Consider the following 13,313-nt stretch of genomic DNA (forward strand, 5'->3'; position numbering starts at 1 on the left):
GCGTTCGGAAGAGGCTCCCTGTGGACTGCGGCCGGAAGAGCCGCTGCCGAGACGAAGGGGGGCAGACCATGGCAGCCGTCAACAAGATCGTGGCTGACGTCAGCACTTCCGGGGAGAAGCACGCCGATACCCGCGCGATGGTCTGGCTGGGGATCGCCGGCCGGGAGTTGCGTCTGCCCACCGGAAGCGAGGACGACTTCGCCCGCGGCGCCGAGTCGACGCCAACGTCCGGAATGCCGAACGCAACGATCCGCGCAATCCCTCTCCGGACACCGCGGACCTTCACCGCTACCCCGTCCACGTCCGCGTGGCACCGCAGGACACCGAACCGGACTGGTGCCTGGAGGATGTCACTGTCACCGTCCACTCCGGCACGGCCCGGCACGAGTTCACCGCCCTGCGCCTGGACGGCCGCGGCGAGGGCCGCCTCATCTGGCTTAACGAGGCATACGGCACCGTCGTGCACCTGCGCCGCACCGCCGGCCACGGCGAAGGCGCCCGCCCAGGTGTGCCCCGCCTGCACGACCATCCAGAGGCGGACGTCTGGCCGGATCAGGCGTCTCCCCACCGAGCCGGAATGCAGCGGAGCACACCGTGACAATCACCGAAACACCCCCCTCGGCATCGGCCCCGAAGACGGCTGCCTGCTCCTGCGACCAGGTGCGGGCGCGCGTGGACAACGAGATCGAGGAGCTCCTTGCGGCGAAGGCCCGCATCGCCGACCTGGAGGGAATGCCGTATGAAGTCGCCGACGCTCTGCGCGTGTTCCTGGCGGCGGGCGGCAAGCGCATCCGGCCCCAGCTGTGCGTCCTGGGCTGGCACGCCGGCGGCGGGCACGGCCACCCGGACACCGTCATCCGGGTGGCCGCGTCGCTGGAGATCTTCCACGCCTTCGCGCTCATCCGCGACGATGTCATGGACAACTCGGACACGCGTGGCGGGCAGCCCACCGTCCACCGCGCCCTGGCCGCCGGCCACGCGATGTGGCGCACCCCGCGCGCCGCCCGGCGGCTGGGTGAGGCGGGCGCGATCCTGGTGGGCGACTTCGCGCTGGCGTGGGCGGCGGAGCTGCTGCACTCGGCGGGGCTGTCGTCCGCGCGGCTGCAGAAGGTGCTGCCGCTGGTCGACACGATGCGCTCGGAGGTGCTCTACGGCCAGTATCTGGACGTAACGGGCACCGCTTCCCCTCATCACAGTCTGGAGCGGGCTTTTCGGATCATCCGCTACAAGACTGCGAAGTACACCGTCGAGCGGCCCCTGCATATCGGGGCGCTGTTGGCCGGGGCCGACGGACCGCTCCTTGACGGGCTGAGCGCTTTCGCCTTGCCGCTGGGCGAGGCTTTCCAGCTGCGCGACGATCTGCTCGTCGCCTTCGGCAGTCCGCAGCAGGCGGGCAAGCCCGCCATCGACGATCTGCGGGAGGGTAAGCCGACGGTGCTGTTCGCACTGGCCTTGCAGCACGCGCAGCCCTCTCAGGCGCGCCGCCTGCGCTTCCTCTACGGCGATCCGCAGCTGGACGAGGACGGCGCGGCGGAGTTGCGGGGCCTGCTCACCGCGACCGGCGCAGGCCGTGAGGTGGAGCGGATGATCACTGCGCGGTACGAGCAGGCGACGGCGGAGCTGGACTCCCTGTCCGTCCCCGCCGGTGCCATGAGGCGGCTGCGGGAGTTGGCCGGCCAGGTCGCCTTGCGCACTGCCTGACTGTTGGGGAGGCCGGCCTCCCGCGCTGTTGCGCGAGGTGGCGGGTCGGAGGGAGAGACTGTGGCTGCTATTGCCTTCCTGGGGTTCGTGGCGGTGCTGTTCGCCGGATCCCGCTGGACTCCCGGGCGGCTGGTGCCGGCCGCCACCCTGGGGGGTGATCAGGCACCGGCCTACCGCCTCAACGGGGCGGCGCTCTTCGCGTCGACCGTATCCGCCGCGGCGGCCTGCTGGTTCTTCGCGCCGCATGCCCTGGCCTGGCCCGCCCGGCACTGGTGGGAGCTGTGCGTGGCGGCGAACGTGTTCGCCTTCACTGCGGCCGGAGTGCTGCTGGTCGCCGGTCGCCGCCGGACACCCGCTGCGGCTCGCCGCAAGGGGTGGCGGGGGGTACTCGCCGACTACTACTACGGGGCCGAACTGAATCCCGTGTGGGCAGGGGTGGACCTGAAATTCTTCTCCTACCGCCCCTCGCTGATCGGACTGTTCGCCTTCAACGCGTCGACTGCCGCAGTCCAGTACGCGGATTCCGGGACACTGAGCGGGAGAATGATCCTCTACCAGACCTTCTTCTTCCTTTACCTGGCGAATTATTTTCAGTTCGAGGGGGGAATGGTGTACACGTGGGATCTGATGGCCGAGCGCTTCGGGTGGGCGCTGGTATGGGGTGACTACGTCCTGGTTCCGTTCTTCTACAGCATCGCCGGATTCACACTTGTGCGGGTGCACGAGCCGCTGCCGTTCTGGCTCGCGGCGCTCTGCTGCGTTCTCTTCGTGTTCGGTTTCTGGCTGTTCCGCGGCGCGAACGACCAGAAGCACCGGTTCAAGACGGACCCGACGGCTCAGATCTGGGGCCGGCCGGCCGAGGCGCTCGGGGGCAGGCTGCTGGTGTCCGGGTTCTGGGGCATCGGCAGGAAGCTGAACTACACCGGTGAGCTCCTGGTCTACCTCAGCTGGACGCTGCTGTGCGGGACGGCGTCCGCATGGCCGTACCTGCTGCCCGCCTTCCTGCTGGTGCTCTTCATCCATCGCGCGCACCGGGACGACCGCCGCTGCCGGGCCAAGTACGGCCGTCTGTGGGAGATGTACTGCGCCCGGGCGCGGTTTCGGATGTTCCCGTTCGTCTACTGAGCCGCTCCCGGGGACCGGCTCAGAGCCCCAGCAGCGCCACCCTGCCGCCCTCCGGCTCAGGTGGCACCCCGACGTGGCGTCCGCCCAGCCATCCCAGCCACCGCACCAGCCCGGCGACGGTCCTCGCGGAGTCGAAGGGATCCCGGTGCTCGTCGGTGATGGTTCGGGCCAGGGCACCGAGGGCGATGCAGGCCACCGAGCCGCCGAGCGCCGTCCTGCGATCCTCCTGGCCGCCGAGGAGTCGCATCGTGCGCGCGCGCTCCCGTGGATCGCTGCGCCACAGCTCGCAGATCGACCGCCGGACCGCGACCGTGGCCCGGTCCTCGCCGGTGAACGCGCGGTGGATGGCGGCCGCGAGCAACTCCGGCACCCGTGAGCGCGCGGATCGCAGGCGGCGGTACGGCTCCGCGGTGCCGCACTCGGCGAGGCACTCGGCGTCCAGGAACGCGCACGTCATACCCTGGGCGGCCAGCGGGTGGCCGTGCCCGGCCGCGTCCCCGACCAGCGCCACCTTCCCCTGCCCGAAGTTCGTACGCCGGCGGAAGGAGTTGGCCGCCCACTGGAGCTCGCCGCGGCGCAGCACCCCGCGCAGAGCGTCGCCCAGCGGCGTCGGCAGATGCGGCAGGTAGCGCTGCTCGAAGTAGTCGCCCACCTGCCGCGCCCCGGGGCGGGTGAGTGGCACGTCCAGGGTGACGCGCACCAGGTCGGCGGCGATACGGTAGGCCAGCACCGGGCCGGGCCCGCCGAGGAAGAGGTGACCGTGCTCCTCCGCCGGCAGGGAGACGTCGCGCAGACTGGCTCCCGCCATGTGGGACAGCGCGACCGGCCGCGCCGGTTCGCCGCGCAGATCCCGGCGCACAGATGAGGCCCGCCCGTCGGCGCCCACCACCAGTCCGGCCGCGATGTCTCCCCGGCCGGTGCGGCAGCGGCCGTCCGGCGTCAGCCCCAGGAAGCGCTGCCCCGTGGCGAGTTCGACGCCGGGCTGTCGGCCGAGGGCGTTGTGGAGTTCGTGTACGAAGGTGTGGTGCGCCGCGGTCACGGCGCTGCCCCATTCATAGGGCAGCAGGATGGGCGGTTCACCGCAGCCCGGGTGCACGACGAAGCCCCGGTGGCGGAGGAACCGGGGCGGGCGCAGCGGCACCCCCAGGCGGGACAGCGCGGCCACCCCGGCTGGATGGAGCCACTCGCCGGCAAAGCGGGCCGTGCGGTCCGGGTGTGGTTCCAGCACCAGGACCGTTGCTCCACGGCGTGCGAATCCCAAGGCCGCGGCGCAGCCGCCCGGCCCGGCACCGACCACGACAACGTCTACGGCCGTCACTCCAGTCACACGACATTCCTTCGTTCGAGTTGATGTGGATGGCCACTCGACTGCTTGGCGGGCGTGGTACCTAACATCTGACTCGTGGGGTTCACCATTTACACATTAGAGCGGCGTCGGATAACCCTCCTGAACTTTCAGGGAATTCAACCGACCGGGCCGGCTGGGGGGGAGGAGCGTGATTCTGGTAACGGGCGCGACCGGTCACCTGGGTGCGAATCTTGTGCGCCGGCTTCTGGCGGACGGTGATGAGGTCCGGGTATTGCTGAGAAAGCCGGCGAAAGCCTCGGAGGCGCTGGCAGGACTTTCGGTGCACGAGGTCGTGGGCGACCTCCGCGACCCGTACGCGGTGGCGGCCGCCGTCAAGGGGTGCGAGCGCGTCTACCATTGTGCGGCGCGCGTCTCGACCTCCGCGCGGGGTCACCGCGAGATCTTCGACGTGAACGTGCTGGGCACCCGCAACGTGCTGCGGGCCGCTGGGCAGCACGGTGTGCGCCGTGCGGTGGTGACCGGGTCGTTCAGTGCGACGGGCGCGCCGGTGGGCCGGGCCGCCGTCGAGTCGGACCTGCACTACCCGTTCGCGGAGCACACCCCGTACACGCGCAGCAAGGTCCTGGTCGAGCACGAGTGCTGCAAGGCCGCCGCGCAGGGGATCGAGGTGGTGGTCGCCGTGTCGACGGCCATCATCGGCCCGCACGACTACCGGCCGTCGCGGATGGGCCGCGTGCTTCTGGATCTGGCCCACGGGCGGCTGCGCGCCTACCTGCCCGGGGGCTTCGAGTTCGTCTCCGTCGCGGACCTCGTCCAGGGCCATCTGCTGGCCATGGAGCACGGCCACTCCGGGCACAAGTACCTGCTGTCCACCGAGTTCCGCACGGTGGACCAGATGATGGACCTGTTCAGCCAGGTCACCGGACAGCCGCGGCCGAAGCTGCGGGTACCGGCCGGCGCCATGGCGGCGCTGGCCCGGCTGGCCGAGGGGCCGCGCGCGGTGCTGGCGCCGGACCGCGAAGCGCGCTTCACCCCCGCCGCCGTACGCTTCCTGCGCTCCGAGCGACGGGCGGACTGCTCGCTGAGCCGGGAGGTCCTGGGCTACCGTCCCACGAACATCGCCGACGCCGTGGAGCAGGCGTACCGTAGCTTCGTCGATCGCGGACTGGTGCAGCGGCGCCGTCACTCGGCCCCCGCCGCCGGTCGGAGTGACGGTGCCGTTCCCCCGCACTCCGCGACGGACCGGAGATCCCAGGGGGTTCGGGCCCGATGACCGCCGGCGCACACGAGGCGGGCAGGCGCGAAGCCCTCCCCGCGCCCCGCTTGCCCGCCCGTCACCTTCCCTGGCTGGGACCGCTGCGAGCGTTCCAGCGCGATCCGGTCGCCCTACTGCGTGCCGCCCGCGAACGGGCGGGCGACGTCTTCGTCTTCCCGCTGCTGGGACAGGACGTCGTCTTCGCCGCCGGCCCGCAGGCGCATGCCGAGGTGTTCGAAGCGGACGAGTCGGTGCTCAGCCCCGGCGAGGCCTACCGCTTCATGGCGCCGGTGTTCGGCAAGGGGGTCGCCTACGACGCGGAGCCGCAGGAGATGGACGCGCAGGTGGCCCATCTGCGCCAGGCCCTGGGGTCCCGGCAACTCGACGGCTACGCCCGCATCATGGAGGCGGAGACCAACGCGCTGGTGGCAGGGTGGCCCGAGCAGGGCGAGGTCGATTTGCTCACCGAGCTGAACCGAGCGACGGTGGCGATCGCCACGCGCTGCCTGATCGGCGAGGAGTTCCACCGCCGGATGGGCGCGGACCTGCCCCGCCTCTACCACGATCTGGAAAGCGGCATCCGGCTCGCCGGCATCTTCAGCCGCCGGGCGCCCATCCCCGCGTTCCGCCGCCGCGACCGGGCACGGGCGGCCATCGCCGACACCATCGCGCAGGTGATCGCCGAACGCCGGGCCCGGCCCGCGGAGAACAGCGAGGCCTGCGGCTCGGGCCAGGACATGCTGGCCACCCTCCTTTCCGCCCGGACCCCCGGCGGCGAGCCACTGCCCGACGACATCGTGGTCGGCATCCTTATCGGGATGATTTTCGCGGGGCAGCACACCAGCACCGTGCTGGCCGCCTGGACCGGCGTGCTGCTCCTGCGCCATCCGCAGTACGTGCCGCGGCTGCGCACCGAGCAGGACGCGGTCTGGGAGCGCGGCGCTGAGCTGAGCCCTCGCGTGCTGCATCGGATGGAACTGCTCGAAGCGTGTGTCCGCGAGGCGGAGCGGCTGTACCCGCCGCTGATCCTGCTCATGCGCAAGGCGCTCCGGGACACCGAGGTCCGCGGCCGCCGCGTGCCGGCCGGATCACTGGTGATGGTCTCGCCTGCGGTGTCGCACCGTATGCCGGAAGTCTTCCTCGACCCGGACCGCTTCGACCCCTCGCGCTATGAGGAGGGGCGCGCCGAGCACCGCCAGTCCTACAGCCTCATCGGCTTCGGCGGCGGCAAGCACCGCTGCATCGGCCTGGCCTTTGCCTACCTGCAGGTGAAAGCCGTGTGGAGCGTGCTGCTGCGCGAGGTGGAACTGCGGCCCGCGGGGCCCGGGTACGCACCCGACTACTCCACCTTCGTCGCCGCACCCGCCGCCCCCTGCACCGTCCGCGTCCGCAAGCGCTCCCCGGAGGCGCCGTGACCAGCGAGACCCGCCGCACCCGCCCGGAACCGTCCGGACAGCCCCCGACCTTCGCCGAGGCGCGCAGCAAGCGCGCCAAGGTGCGCTCCGCCGGCATGGATCCGGACTACTGGTACCCCGTCGCCTACGAGCACGAGCTCGCCCCGGGCACCACCCTGGCCACCCGTTTCTGGGGTCACCCCCTCGTGGTCTACCGCGGCGCGGACGCCAGCCTGCATGCGCTGGAGGACCGTTGCGCCCACCGGCAGCTGAAGCTCTCCGGCGGCGAAGTCAACGGCTGCCACCTGACCTGCACGTACCACGGCTGGACCTACGACGGCGCGGGCAAAGTCGTGCACTATGCGCACGACTTGTTCGGCCGCGCCCAGCCCGAGGTCAAGGTGCCCAGCTACCCGGTCACTACCCGCCACAAACTGATCTGGGTCTTCCCCGGCGACCCGCAGCTGGCCGGCACCCGGAGCATCCCGGACATCCCGGAACTGTCCGGTGCCCGGCCCTGGGCACGCCTGGACGTCTCGTACACCTGGCAGGCCCACCACTCCATGGTCATCGACAATGTCAGCGACTTCACCCACGCGTATTTGCACCGCCGCTTCCGCCCCTTCTGGGACGCGAAGCTCACCCGCCACGAGCTCGTCGGCGACCGGGTGGAGCTCAGCTACGACACCTTCATCGGCGGCGGCCGGTTCACCTCCCGCTTCGTGGACCGTCGCAAGGTGGACACCACCTCCATCGAGCTCGCCTTCGACTACCCCTACCAGCGCTCCGACACCGGAGGCTCGATCAAGCACTGGTGCTTCGTGCTGCCGCTGGACCGGCGCACCAGCCGGGTGTTCTTCATCTTCTACTTCGACGAGCTGAAGATCCCCGGCACCCGGTGGACACTTCCCCGCCGGCTCATGCCCGCTGTCATGCGCGCCGCGGGCGCCCTGGCCGTCAAGCCGCTGCTGCGCGAGGACGGGGAGGCCGTCGAGGCCGAGCAGCTCGGCTACGAGACACACCACACCGCCCCGATCGTCGAGCTCAACCCCGCGGTGGGCCTCTTCCAGGACCTCACCGTGCGCAAGTGGGAGGAATACCTTGACCGAGACCGGGCGCGGCCCCACCGCTCCAGCATCGCCGCCGCCGACGGCCGCGTCGTCCCCGAGGCCCCGGCCGGCCGCACGGGCTGACCGCCCACGGGTGGCCGTACTGGGCGGCGGCACCGGCGGCATCGCCGCGGCTTACTTCCTGTCCGGCGACTGCGACGTCACGCTGATCGAGTCCCGCTCCAAGGTCGGCGGCGTCTGCGAGTCGGTGGTGGTGGACTGCCGGGGCACCGCGGTCACCGTCGACGTCGGCCCGCAGTTCTTCCACCCGGACACGCATCCGATCTACCTGGCACTGCTCGAGGAGCTCGGCCTGTTCACCCCGGGCGACCCCGGCGGCGACGACACGTCGGACGTGCCGGCCTCGCTGTGCCTCCAGTCCCTCCACGGCGGCTCGCCGCGGTTCTCCTCGGCCGCACCCTTGCGGACACCCATCAGGGCCGCGGAGTTCGCGATCTACACGCAGAAGGCGCGCGCCGCCGTGCTGAACAAGATCCCCTGGGAGCTGACCACCGAGGACTGGATCGCCGGGCTTCCGCTCACCAGGGGCTTCAAGAACGACGTACTGTTCCCGCTGATCGCCTCGCTGATCGGCACCACGCGCGCCAACCTCTCCAGGGCTTCAGCGCGCTTCGCCCTGGAAGTGTTCGCGCTGGCCTTCCCACCGGCTCGTGAGCTCCACAAGGGTGCGCGCATCTGGAGTTCCACCATCGGCATCCGGGGGAACCTGCAGCGCATGTTCGACCGGTGCCAGGACGCCAAGGTCGAGGTCGGCTCTCCCGTACGAGAGGTGTCCCAGAGCGGTGGCCAATGGTCGGTACGCACCGCGGCAGGCGTCTGCGGCCCCTTCGACGCCGTGGTCCTCAACGCCCCGCCGTACACCAGCAAGTCGTTCTTCAAGACGGTTCCCTGGGCCGCCGACGTCATCCGACTGCTGAGCGCCTACGAGTTCTTCGAGTCCCGTGTCGTCGTGCACAAGGACCCCTGCTACGTCCACCCCGACCGCGGCATGTGGGCACTGGCCAACGTCGGGGCCGCCGGTGACGAGTGGGAGACCAGCGTCTGGCTGGGTGCCCTCCACCCGAAACTGCCCGGCGGCGACACAGTGGACGTGTTCAAGTCCTGGTCACAGCGCCGGCGTGCGGACCCGGCGGACGTGCTCTGCGAGCGCAGGTACCGGCACATCCTGGTCACGCCCGAGGTCGCGGGAGCGATCCGCTCGCTCAACGCGCTCCAGGGCCGCAACGGGCTGTACTTCTGCGGCAACTTCACCTGTGGGGTCGACCTTCAGGAGACCGCACTGTACTCGGCGATGAAGGTGGCCGACGCACTCGCACCGCACAGCGCCACGTTGGCCGCACTGCGCAGGCGCCTGGCCCTGCGAGGGCGCAGCGGAACCAACTACGACCTGTGACCGCAGCGGCAGCCACCAGATCCGCACCCGCGAAAGGAGCACCTTGACCGAGACCGACCCCGCCGGCCAGCGGCCGCCGACGCCGACGGCCGCACCCCCGCCCGCGCTGTCGTCGCCCGCCGCGCGGGCGGACACCCGCCTGGCGCACCGTCGGGCGGTGCGCCACCTGCTGTCCCTGCAGCGCGAGGACGGCTGCTGGGAGGGCGAGATGGTGTGGAACACCATGATCCTCTCGCAGTACGTGATCGTCCGCGCGCTGGTATCCTCCCCCGTCCCCCCAAAGGACCACGCCGGCGTCGTACGGCACTTCGAGGCGACATGCACTCCCCAGGGCGGCTGGGGCGCGCACCCGGACGCCGGCCCGTCGGTCTTCTGCACCACGCTCGCGTACTGCGCCCTGCGCCTGCTGGGGCTCGACGCCGCCCATCCGCTGTGCGAGCGGGCCCGCTTCTGGCTGCACGCCCAGCCCGGCGGGGTACGGGCCATCCCCACCTGGGGCAAGCTCTGGCTGGCCCAGCTGGGCCTGTACGACTACGCAGCCGTCAACCCGCTGCCCCCCGAGGTCTTCCTCCTCCCCCGAGCCCTGCCCTTCCACCCCGACCGCTTCTATTGCCACACCCGCACCATCTACCAGGCCATGGCCTACCTCTACGGCGCACGCGCGGTCACCCGCCCGGCGATCGCTCCCGACCTGCGCCGCGAACTGTTCGCCGGCGACCTCCCGGTTCCCGCCGACCGCGCGCTGCTCGGCGAAGACGCCCGCTTCCCCCCGCACCCGCTGCTGCGCGCCGCCTTCAACGCCCTGTCGTGGTACGAACGCTCTCCCGTGCGCGCACTGCGGGCCCGCGCGCTGCGCCGCTGCCTGCGCCGCGTCGTCCACGAACAGGCGGTGACCGGCCAGGCGGGGATCTCCCCGGTGAGTTCGCTGCTCAACGTGCTGGTGCTGCACGCCTCGGGCGCCGCCCCCGAACGCGTCGACCGGGCCCTGGCAGGCCTGGAGAGCTGGCGCTGGCAGGACGAGGCGGAGGGCATCCGCTACGCCGGGGCCCGCTCGCAGTCCTGGGACACCGCCTTCGCCGTGGAGGCCCTGACGGCCGGTCCGCGCGATCGGACGCCGGCCACCGACGTGCCCGCCGCGCTGCGCGCCGCCTGCCGTTTCCTGGCCGGGGCCCAGCTCACCGGCAACGAACCGGACGCCGTGGTGACCGCCCGCGCCCCCAGCGACGGCGGCTGGTGCTTCTCCGACGGCGCCCACCGGTGGCCGGTCAGCGACTGCACCGCCGAGGCGGTCGGTGCGCTGCTGCACGCCTCCGACGCCCAACCGGGTGCGCCGAGCCTGCTGTCCGCGGACCGGATCGCCCGGGCGCGGGCCTTCCTGACGCACCGGCAGAACCGGGACGGCGGCTTCGGCACCTACGAGCCGCGCCGGGCGCCCCGGCTGCTGGGGCGGCTCAACCCCGCCGAGATGTTCACCAACTGCATGGTGGAGGACTCCTACACCGAATGCACCGCGTCCGTGCTCGTGGCGCTCGCCGCGATGCGCGGACACGGCGCGGCGGCAGATCCCTCGCGGACCGAACGCGCGGTCCGTTTCCTGCTGCGCAGCCAGTACGCCGACGGCTCCTGGCCCGCGGCCTGGGGGGTGCACCGGATCTACGGCACCTACTTCGCGGTGCGCGGCCTGCGCGCGGCAGGCCTGCCCCCCGGTCATCCGGCGTTGCGGCGGGCGGCCACCTGGCTGGAGTCGGTGCAGCGCGCCGACGGCGGCTGGGGCGAGCACCACAGCGGCTGCCTGCGGGAGAGTTACGTCGAGGACGCGGTCAGCCACCCGGTGCAGACTGCCTGGGCGCTGCTGGCCCTGCTGGACGTGCGGACGCCGCACTGCGAGGCCGTGGAGCGCGGACGCGCCTGGCTCTGCGCCCACCAGCAGCCCGGGGGCGGCTGGCGGCAGCAGGCGCCGACCGGGGTCTTCTTCGGCTCGGCGATGCTGGACTACCGGCTGTACGCGGCGTACTTCCCGCTGTGGGCGCTGGGGCGGTGGCTGACCGCCGCCCACGACCCAGGGGACAGCGAGTGAGGCTTCCGCGCGGCACGGGCCGGGCCGCGCGGCACCCCATGCGGCCTGCGGAGGGCAACGCGCTACTACGGTGGTGCGCGCGGCTTGCGACCCGCCATCCGTGGCGGGTGCTGGCCGTCGCCGTGCTCGTGGCAGGTATCGCGGCGCCCGCGGCGGCGTCGGTCTCCGACCGCACGGTGTTCGGTGAGTACCAGGTCCCGGGATCGCCCTCGGACCGGGCAGCCGACGTGCTGCGGGCACGCGGCGACACCTCCCAGCCCGATCTCGTCGCCGTCGTGACCCCGCGCGACGCGCACACCCCCTCCGCCACCGTCCGGCTTCAGGCCCGGGAACTCGCGATGAGTCTCGCCCGCCGTCCCGAGACCGCCCACGTGGACTCCGCCTGGGAGCCCGGCGACCCGCACCGGCTGCTCTTCCGCGACGGGATGTCCGGTACCGTGCGCATGCTCCTGCACGGCGACCGGATCGAGCGGCAACGCGTCGTCGACGCGCTCATCACCGACTACTCCGGTCCACGGGGCCGCGTCGACGTCCGGTTCACCGGCGTAGCGGCCCTTGAGCACTCCGGCGACGCCCTCGGGCACGACGAGTTGCGCCGGCTGGAGTTGCTGGCCGCCGTGCCGACGGCGGCGCTGCTGTTGCTGTGCTTCGGCGGTGTCCTCGCCGCTCTCCTGCCGTTGCTGATCGCCGGCCTGACCCTGCTGCTCACCGCTGCGGTGCTGTGGGCGGCTGCGGGCGCGACGACGGTGACGGGCTCGACGCTCAACGTGGCCAGCTGCCTGGGCCTGGGCCTGGCCGTCGACTACTGCCTGTTCCTGTTCTACCGCTACCGGCGGCACCGGACGGCGGGGGACAGCGTCCCGGACGCCGTCACGGCCATGCTGCTCAGTACCGGCCGGATGGTGCTGTACTCGGCCGCAGTAGTCTCCCTCAGCATGGCCGCGCTGGTGCTGTTCCCGCTCGACCACCTGCGTTCCTTCGCCGTCGCGGGCGCCGCGGTGGCGCTGCTGTCCGCGCTGGCGGCCCTGACGCTGCTGCCGGCCGCCGTGGTGCTCCTGGCTCCCCGGCTGGACGCGGGGCGGCGGGGACTGCTGCGGCCAGGCGGCTTCGCGGACACCGGGCGGGCGGGCGGTTGGCAGCGGCTCGGCGCCGTCGTGATGCGCCGCCCCTGGCTCTTCCTCGCCGCCACTCTCATCCCGTTGCTGACGCTGTCCTTCCCGTTGACCCAGGCACGGTTCGAGGGCCCCGACATCACCGCGCTGCCCACTGGGTCCCCCACCCGTACCGCCGCCGAACGGCTCGCCTACGAAGCCGGTCCAACCGGACCACCGGTGGCGGTATCAGTGGCGGTGACCGACCGCACGGCGGCCTCGGGCAGGAGCCTCGCCGCCTACGCCGGCAGGCTTGCCCAGGTGCCCGGCGTGCTGCGCACGGCGGCAGACCCGCGGGCGGGAACCGTGCAGGTCCACTCCCGCGTCACCCCCGCGTCGCCGGAAGGGGTGCGGCTGGCCGAGCGCCTGCGCGCCGTCCCGCCCCCTGACGGCGGTGCACTGCTGGGCGGGCACGCCGCCCGCACGCTCGACGTGCGCGACACCTTGCTCACCCGCATCCCCTGGGTACTGGGAGCAACGGCGATCGCGGCCCTGGTCCTCATCCATCTCTTCACCGGGAGCGTGCTGCTACCGCTGAAAGCCGTGCTGCTCAACCTGATGAGCCTGTGCGCGGGTCTCGGGGTAGTGGTCTGGATCTTCCAGCAGGGACATCTGCCGGGATTTTCCGACGGGGCGCACGACATGGTCGTACCGATGCTGATGGTGTTCCTGACGTTCGGCGTCTCGATGGACTACGAGATGTTCCTGCTGGCGCAGATCAGGGAGGAGTACCTGCGCGACAGCGACACCTCGCGGGCCGTGGCCCGTGGGCTGGGCG

Annotated in this window: 10 protein-coding genes; 9 read left to right on the forward strand and 1 reads right to left on the reverse strand. The window is 71.9% G+C overall.

Annotated features, from left to right (window positions below; translation table 11 throughout):
- Positions 1 to 307 precede the first annotated feature (307 nt).
- From AZE13_RS21630 to AZE13_RS21640, 3 genes are read left to right on the forward strand one after another with little or no spacing between them, the layout of a single operon-like run.
- Positions 308 to 598, forward strand: coding sequence for a hypothetical protein (locus AZE13_RS21630; RefSeq protein ID WP_066934372.1), 291 nt, complete (start codon positions 308 to 310; stop codon positions 596 to 598).
- Positions 595 to 1,701 (forward strand): polyprenyl synthetase family protein, encoded by a 1,107-nt coding sequence (locus AZE13_RS21635; RefSeq protein ID WP_258527912.1) that lies wholly within the window; start codon positions 595 to 597, stop codon positions 1,699 to 1,701. Before AZE13_RS21630 ends, AZE13_RS21635 begins: the two co-directional genes overlap by 4 nt.
- A gap of 60 nt (positions 1,702 to 1,761) precedes the next feature.
- Positions 1,762 to 2,826, forward strand: coding sequence for a DUF1295 domain-containing protein (locus AZE13_RS21640; RefSeq protein WP_181690406.1), 1,065 nt, complete (start codon positions 1,762 to 1,764; stop codon positions 2,824 to 2,826).
- A gap of 19 nt (positions 2,827 to 2,845) precedes the next feature.
- Here AZE13_RS21640 and AZE13_RS21645 read toward each other — a convergent pair whose 3' ends face one another.
- A complete protein-coding gene (locus AZE13_RS21645; protein WP_107288393.1) occupies positions 2,846 to 4,153 on the reverse strand; it encodes an FAD-dependent monooxygenase in 1,308 nt (435 codons plus the stop codon).
- Positions 4,154 to 4,322: 169 nt separating this feature from the next.
- Between AZE13_RS21645 and AZE13_RS21650 the strand changes: the two genes are divergently transcribed.
- The 6 genes from AZE13_RS21650 to AZE13_RS37015 form a co-directional block, all read left to right on the forward strand.
- The gene (locus tag AZE13_RS21650) at positions 4,323 to 5,408 is read left to right on the forward strand and encodes an NAD-dependent epimerase/dehydratase family protein (RefSeq protein ID WP_181690407.1); all 1,086 of its coding nucleotides are present in this window, start codon (positions 4,323 to 4,325) and stop codon (positions 5,406 to 5,408) included.
- Positions 5,405 to 6,805: a cytochrome P450 gene (locus tag AZE13_RS21655; RefSeq protein WP_079124234.1), complete on the forward strand. Its 1,401-nt coding sequence runs from the start codon at positions 5,405 to 5,407 to the stop codon at positions 6,803 to 6,805. Before AZE13_RS21650 ends, AZE13_RS21655 begins: the two co-directional genes overlap by 4 nt.
- Positions 6,802 to 7,977, forward strand: a complete 1,176-nt coding sequence (locus AZE13_RS21660) for an aromatic ring-hydroxylating oxygenase subunit alpha (protein ID WP_066934385.1) — start codon at positions 6,802 to 6,804, stop codon at positions 7,975 to 7,977. The genes AZE13_RS21655 and AZE13_RS21660 overlap by 4 nt, the downstream gene beginning before the upstream one ends.
- 10 nt (positions 7,978 to 7,987) lie before the next feature.
- The gene (locus AZE13_RS21665) at positions 7,988 to 9,307 is read left to right on the forward strand and encodes an FAD-dependent oxidoreductase (RefSeq protein WP_181690408.1); all 1,320 of its coding nucleotides are present in this window, start codon (positions 7,988 to 7,990) and stop codon (positions 9,305 to 9,307) included.
- Between the two features lie 43 nt (positions 9,308 to 9,350).
- A complete protein-coding gene (locus tag AZE13_RS21670; protein ID WP_066934390.1) occupies positions 9,351 to 11,384 on the forward strand; it encodes a prenyltransferase/squalene oxidase repeat-containing protein in 2,034 nt (677 codons plus the stop codon).
- Positions 11,385 to 11,491: 107 nt separating this feature from the next.
- The coding region (locus AZE13_RS37015) for an MMPL family transporter (RefSeq protein WP_066934393.1) at positions 11,492 to 13,313 on the forward strand (1,822 nt) is incomplete at its 3' end.

It is taken from the genome of Streptomyces sp. NBRC 110611 (assembly GCF_001590865.1).
GTDB lineage: Bacteria > Actinomycetota > Actinomycetes > Streptomycetales > Streptomycetaceae > Streptomyces.

Bases quoted from the DNA above. Each gene is read 5' to 3' on its own strand.
- AZE13_RS21655 (WP_079124234.1), top strand. From the start codon at position 5,405: ATGACCGCCGGCGCACACGAGGCGGGCAGGCGCGAAGCCCTCCCCGCG.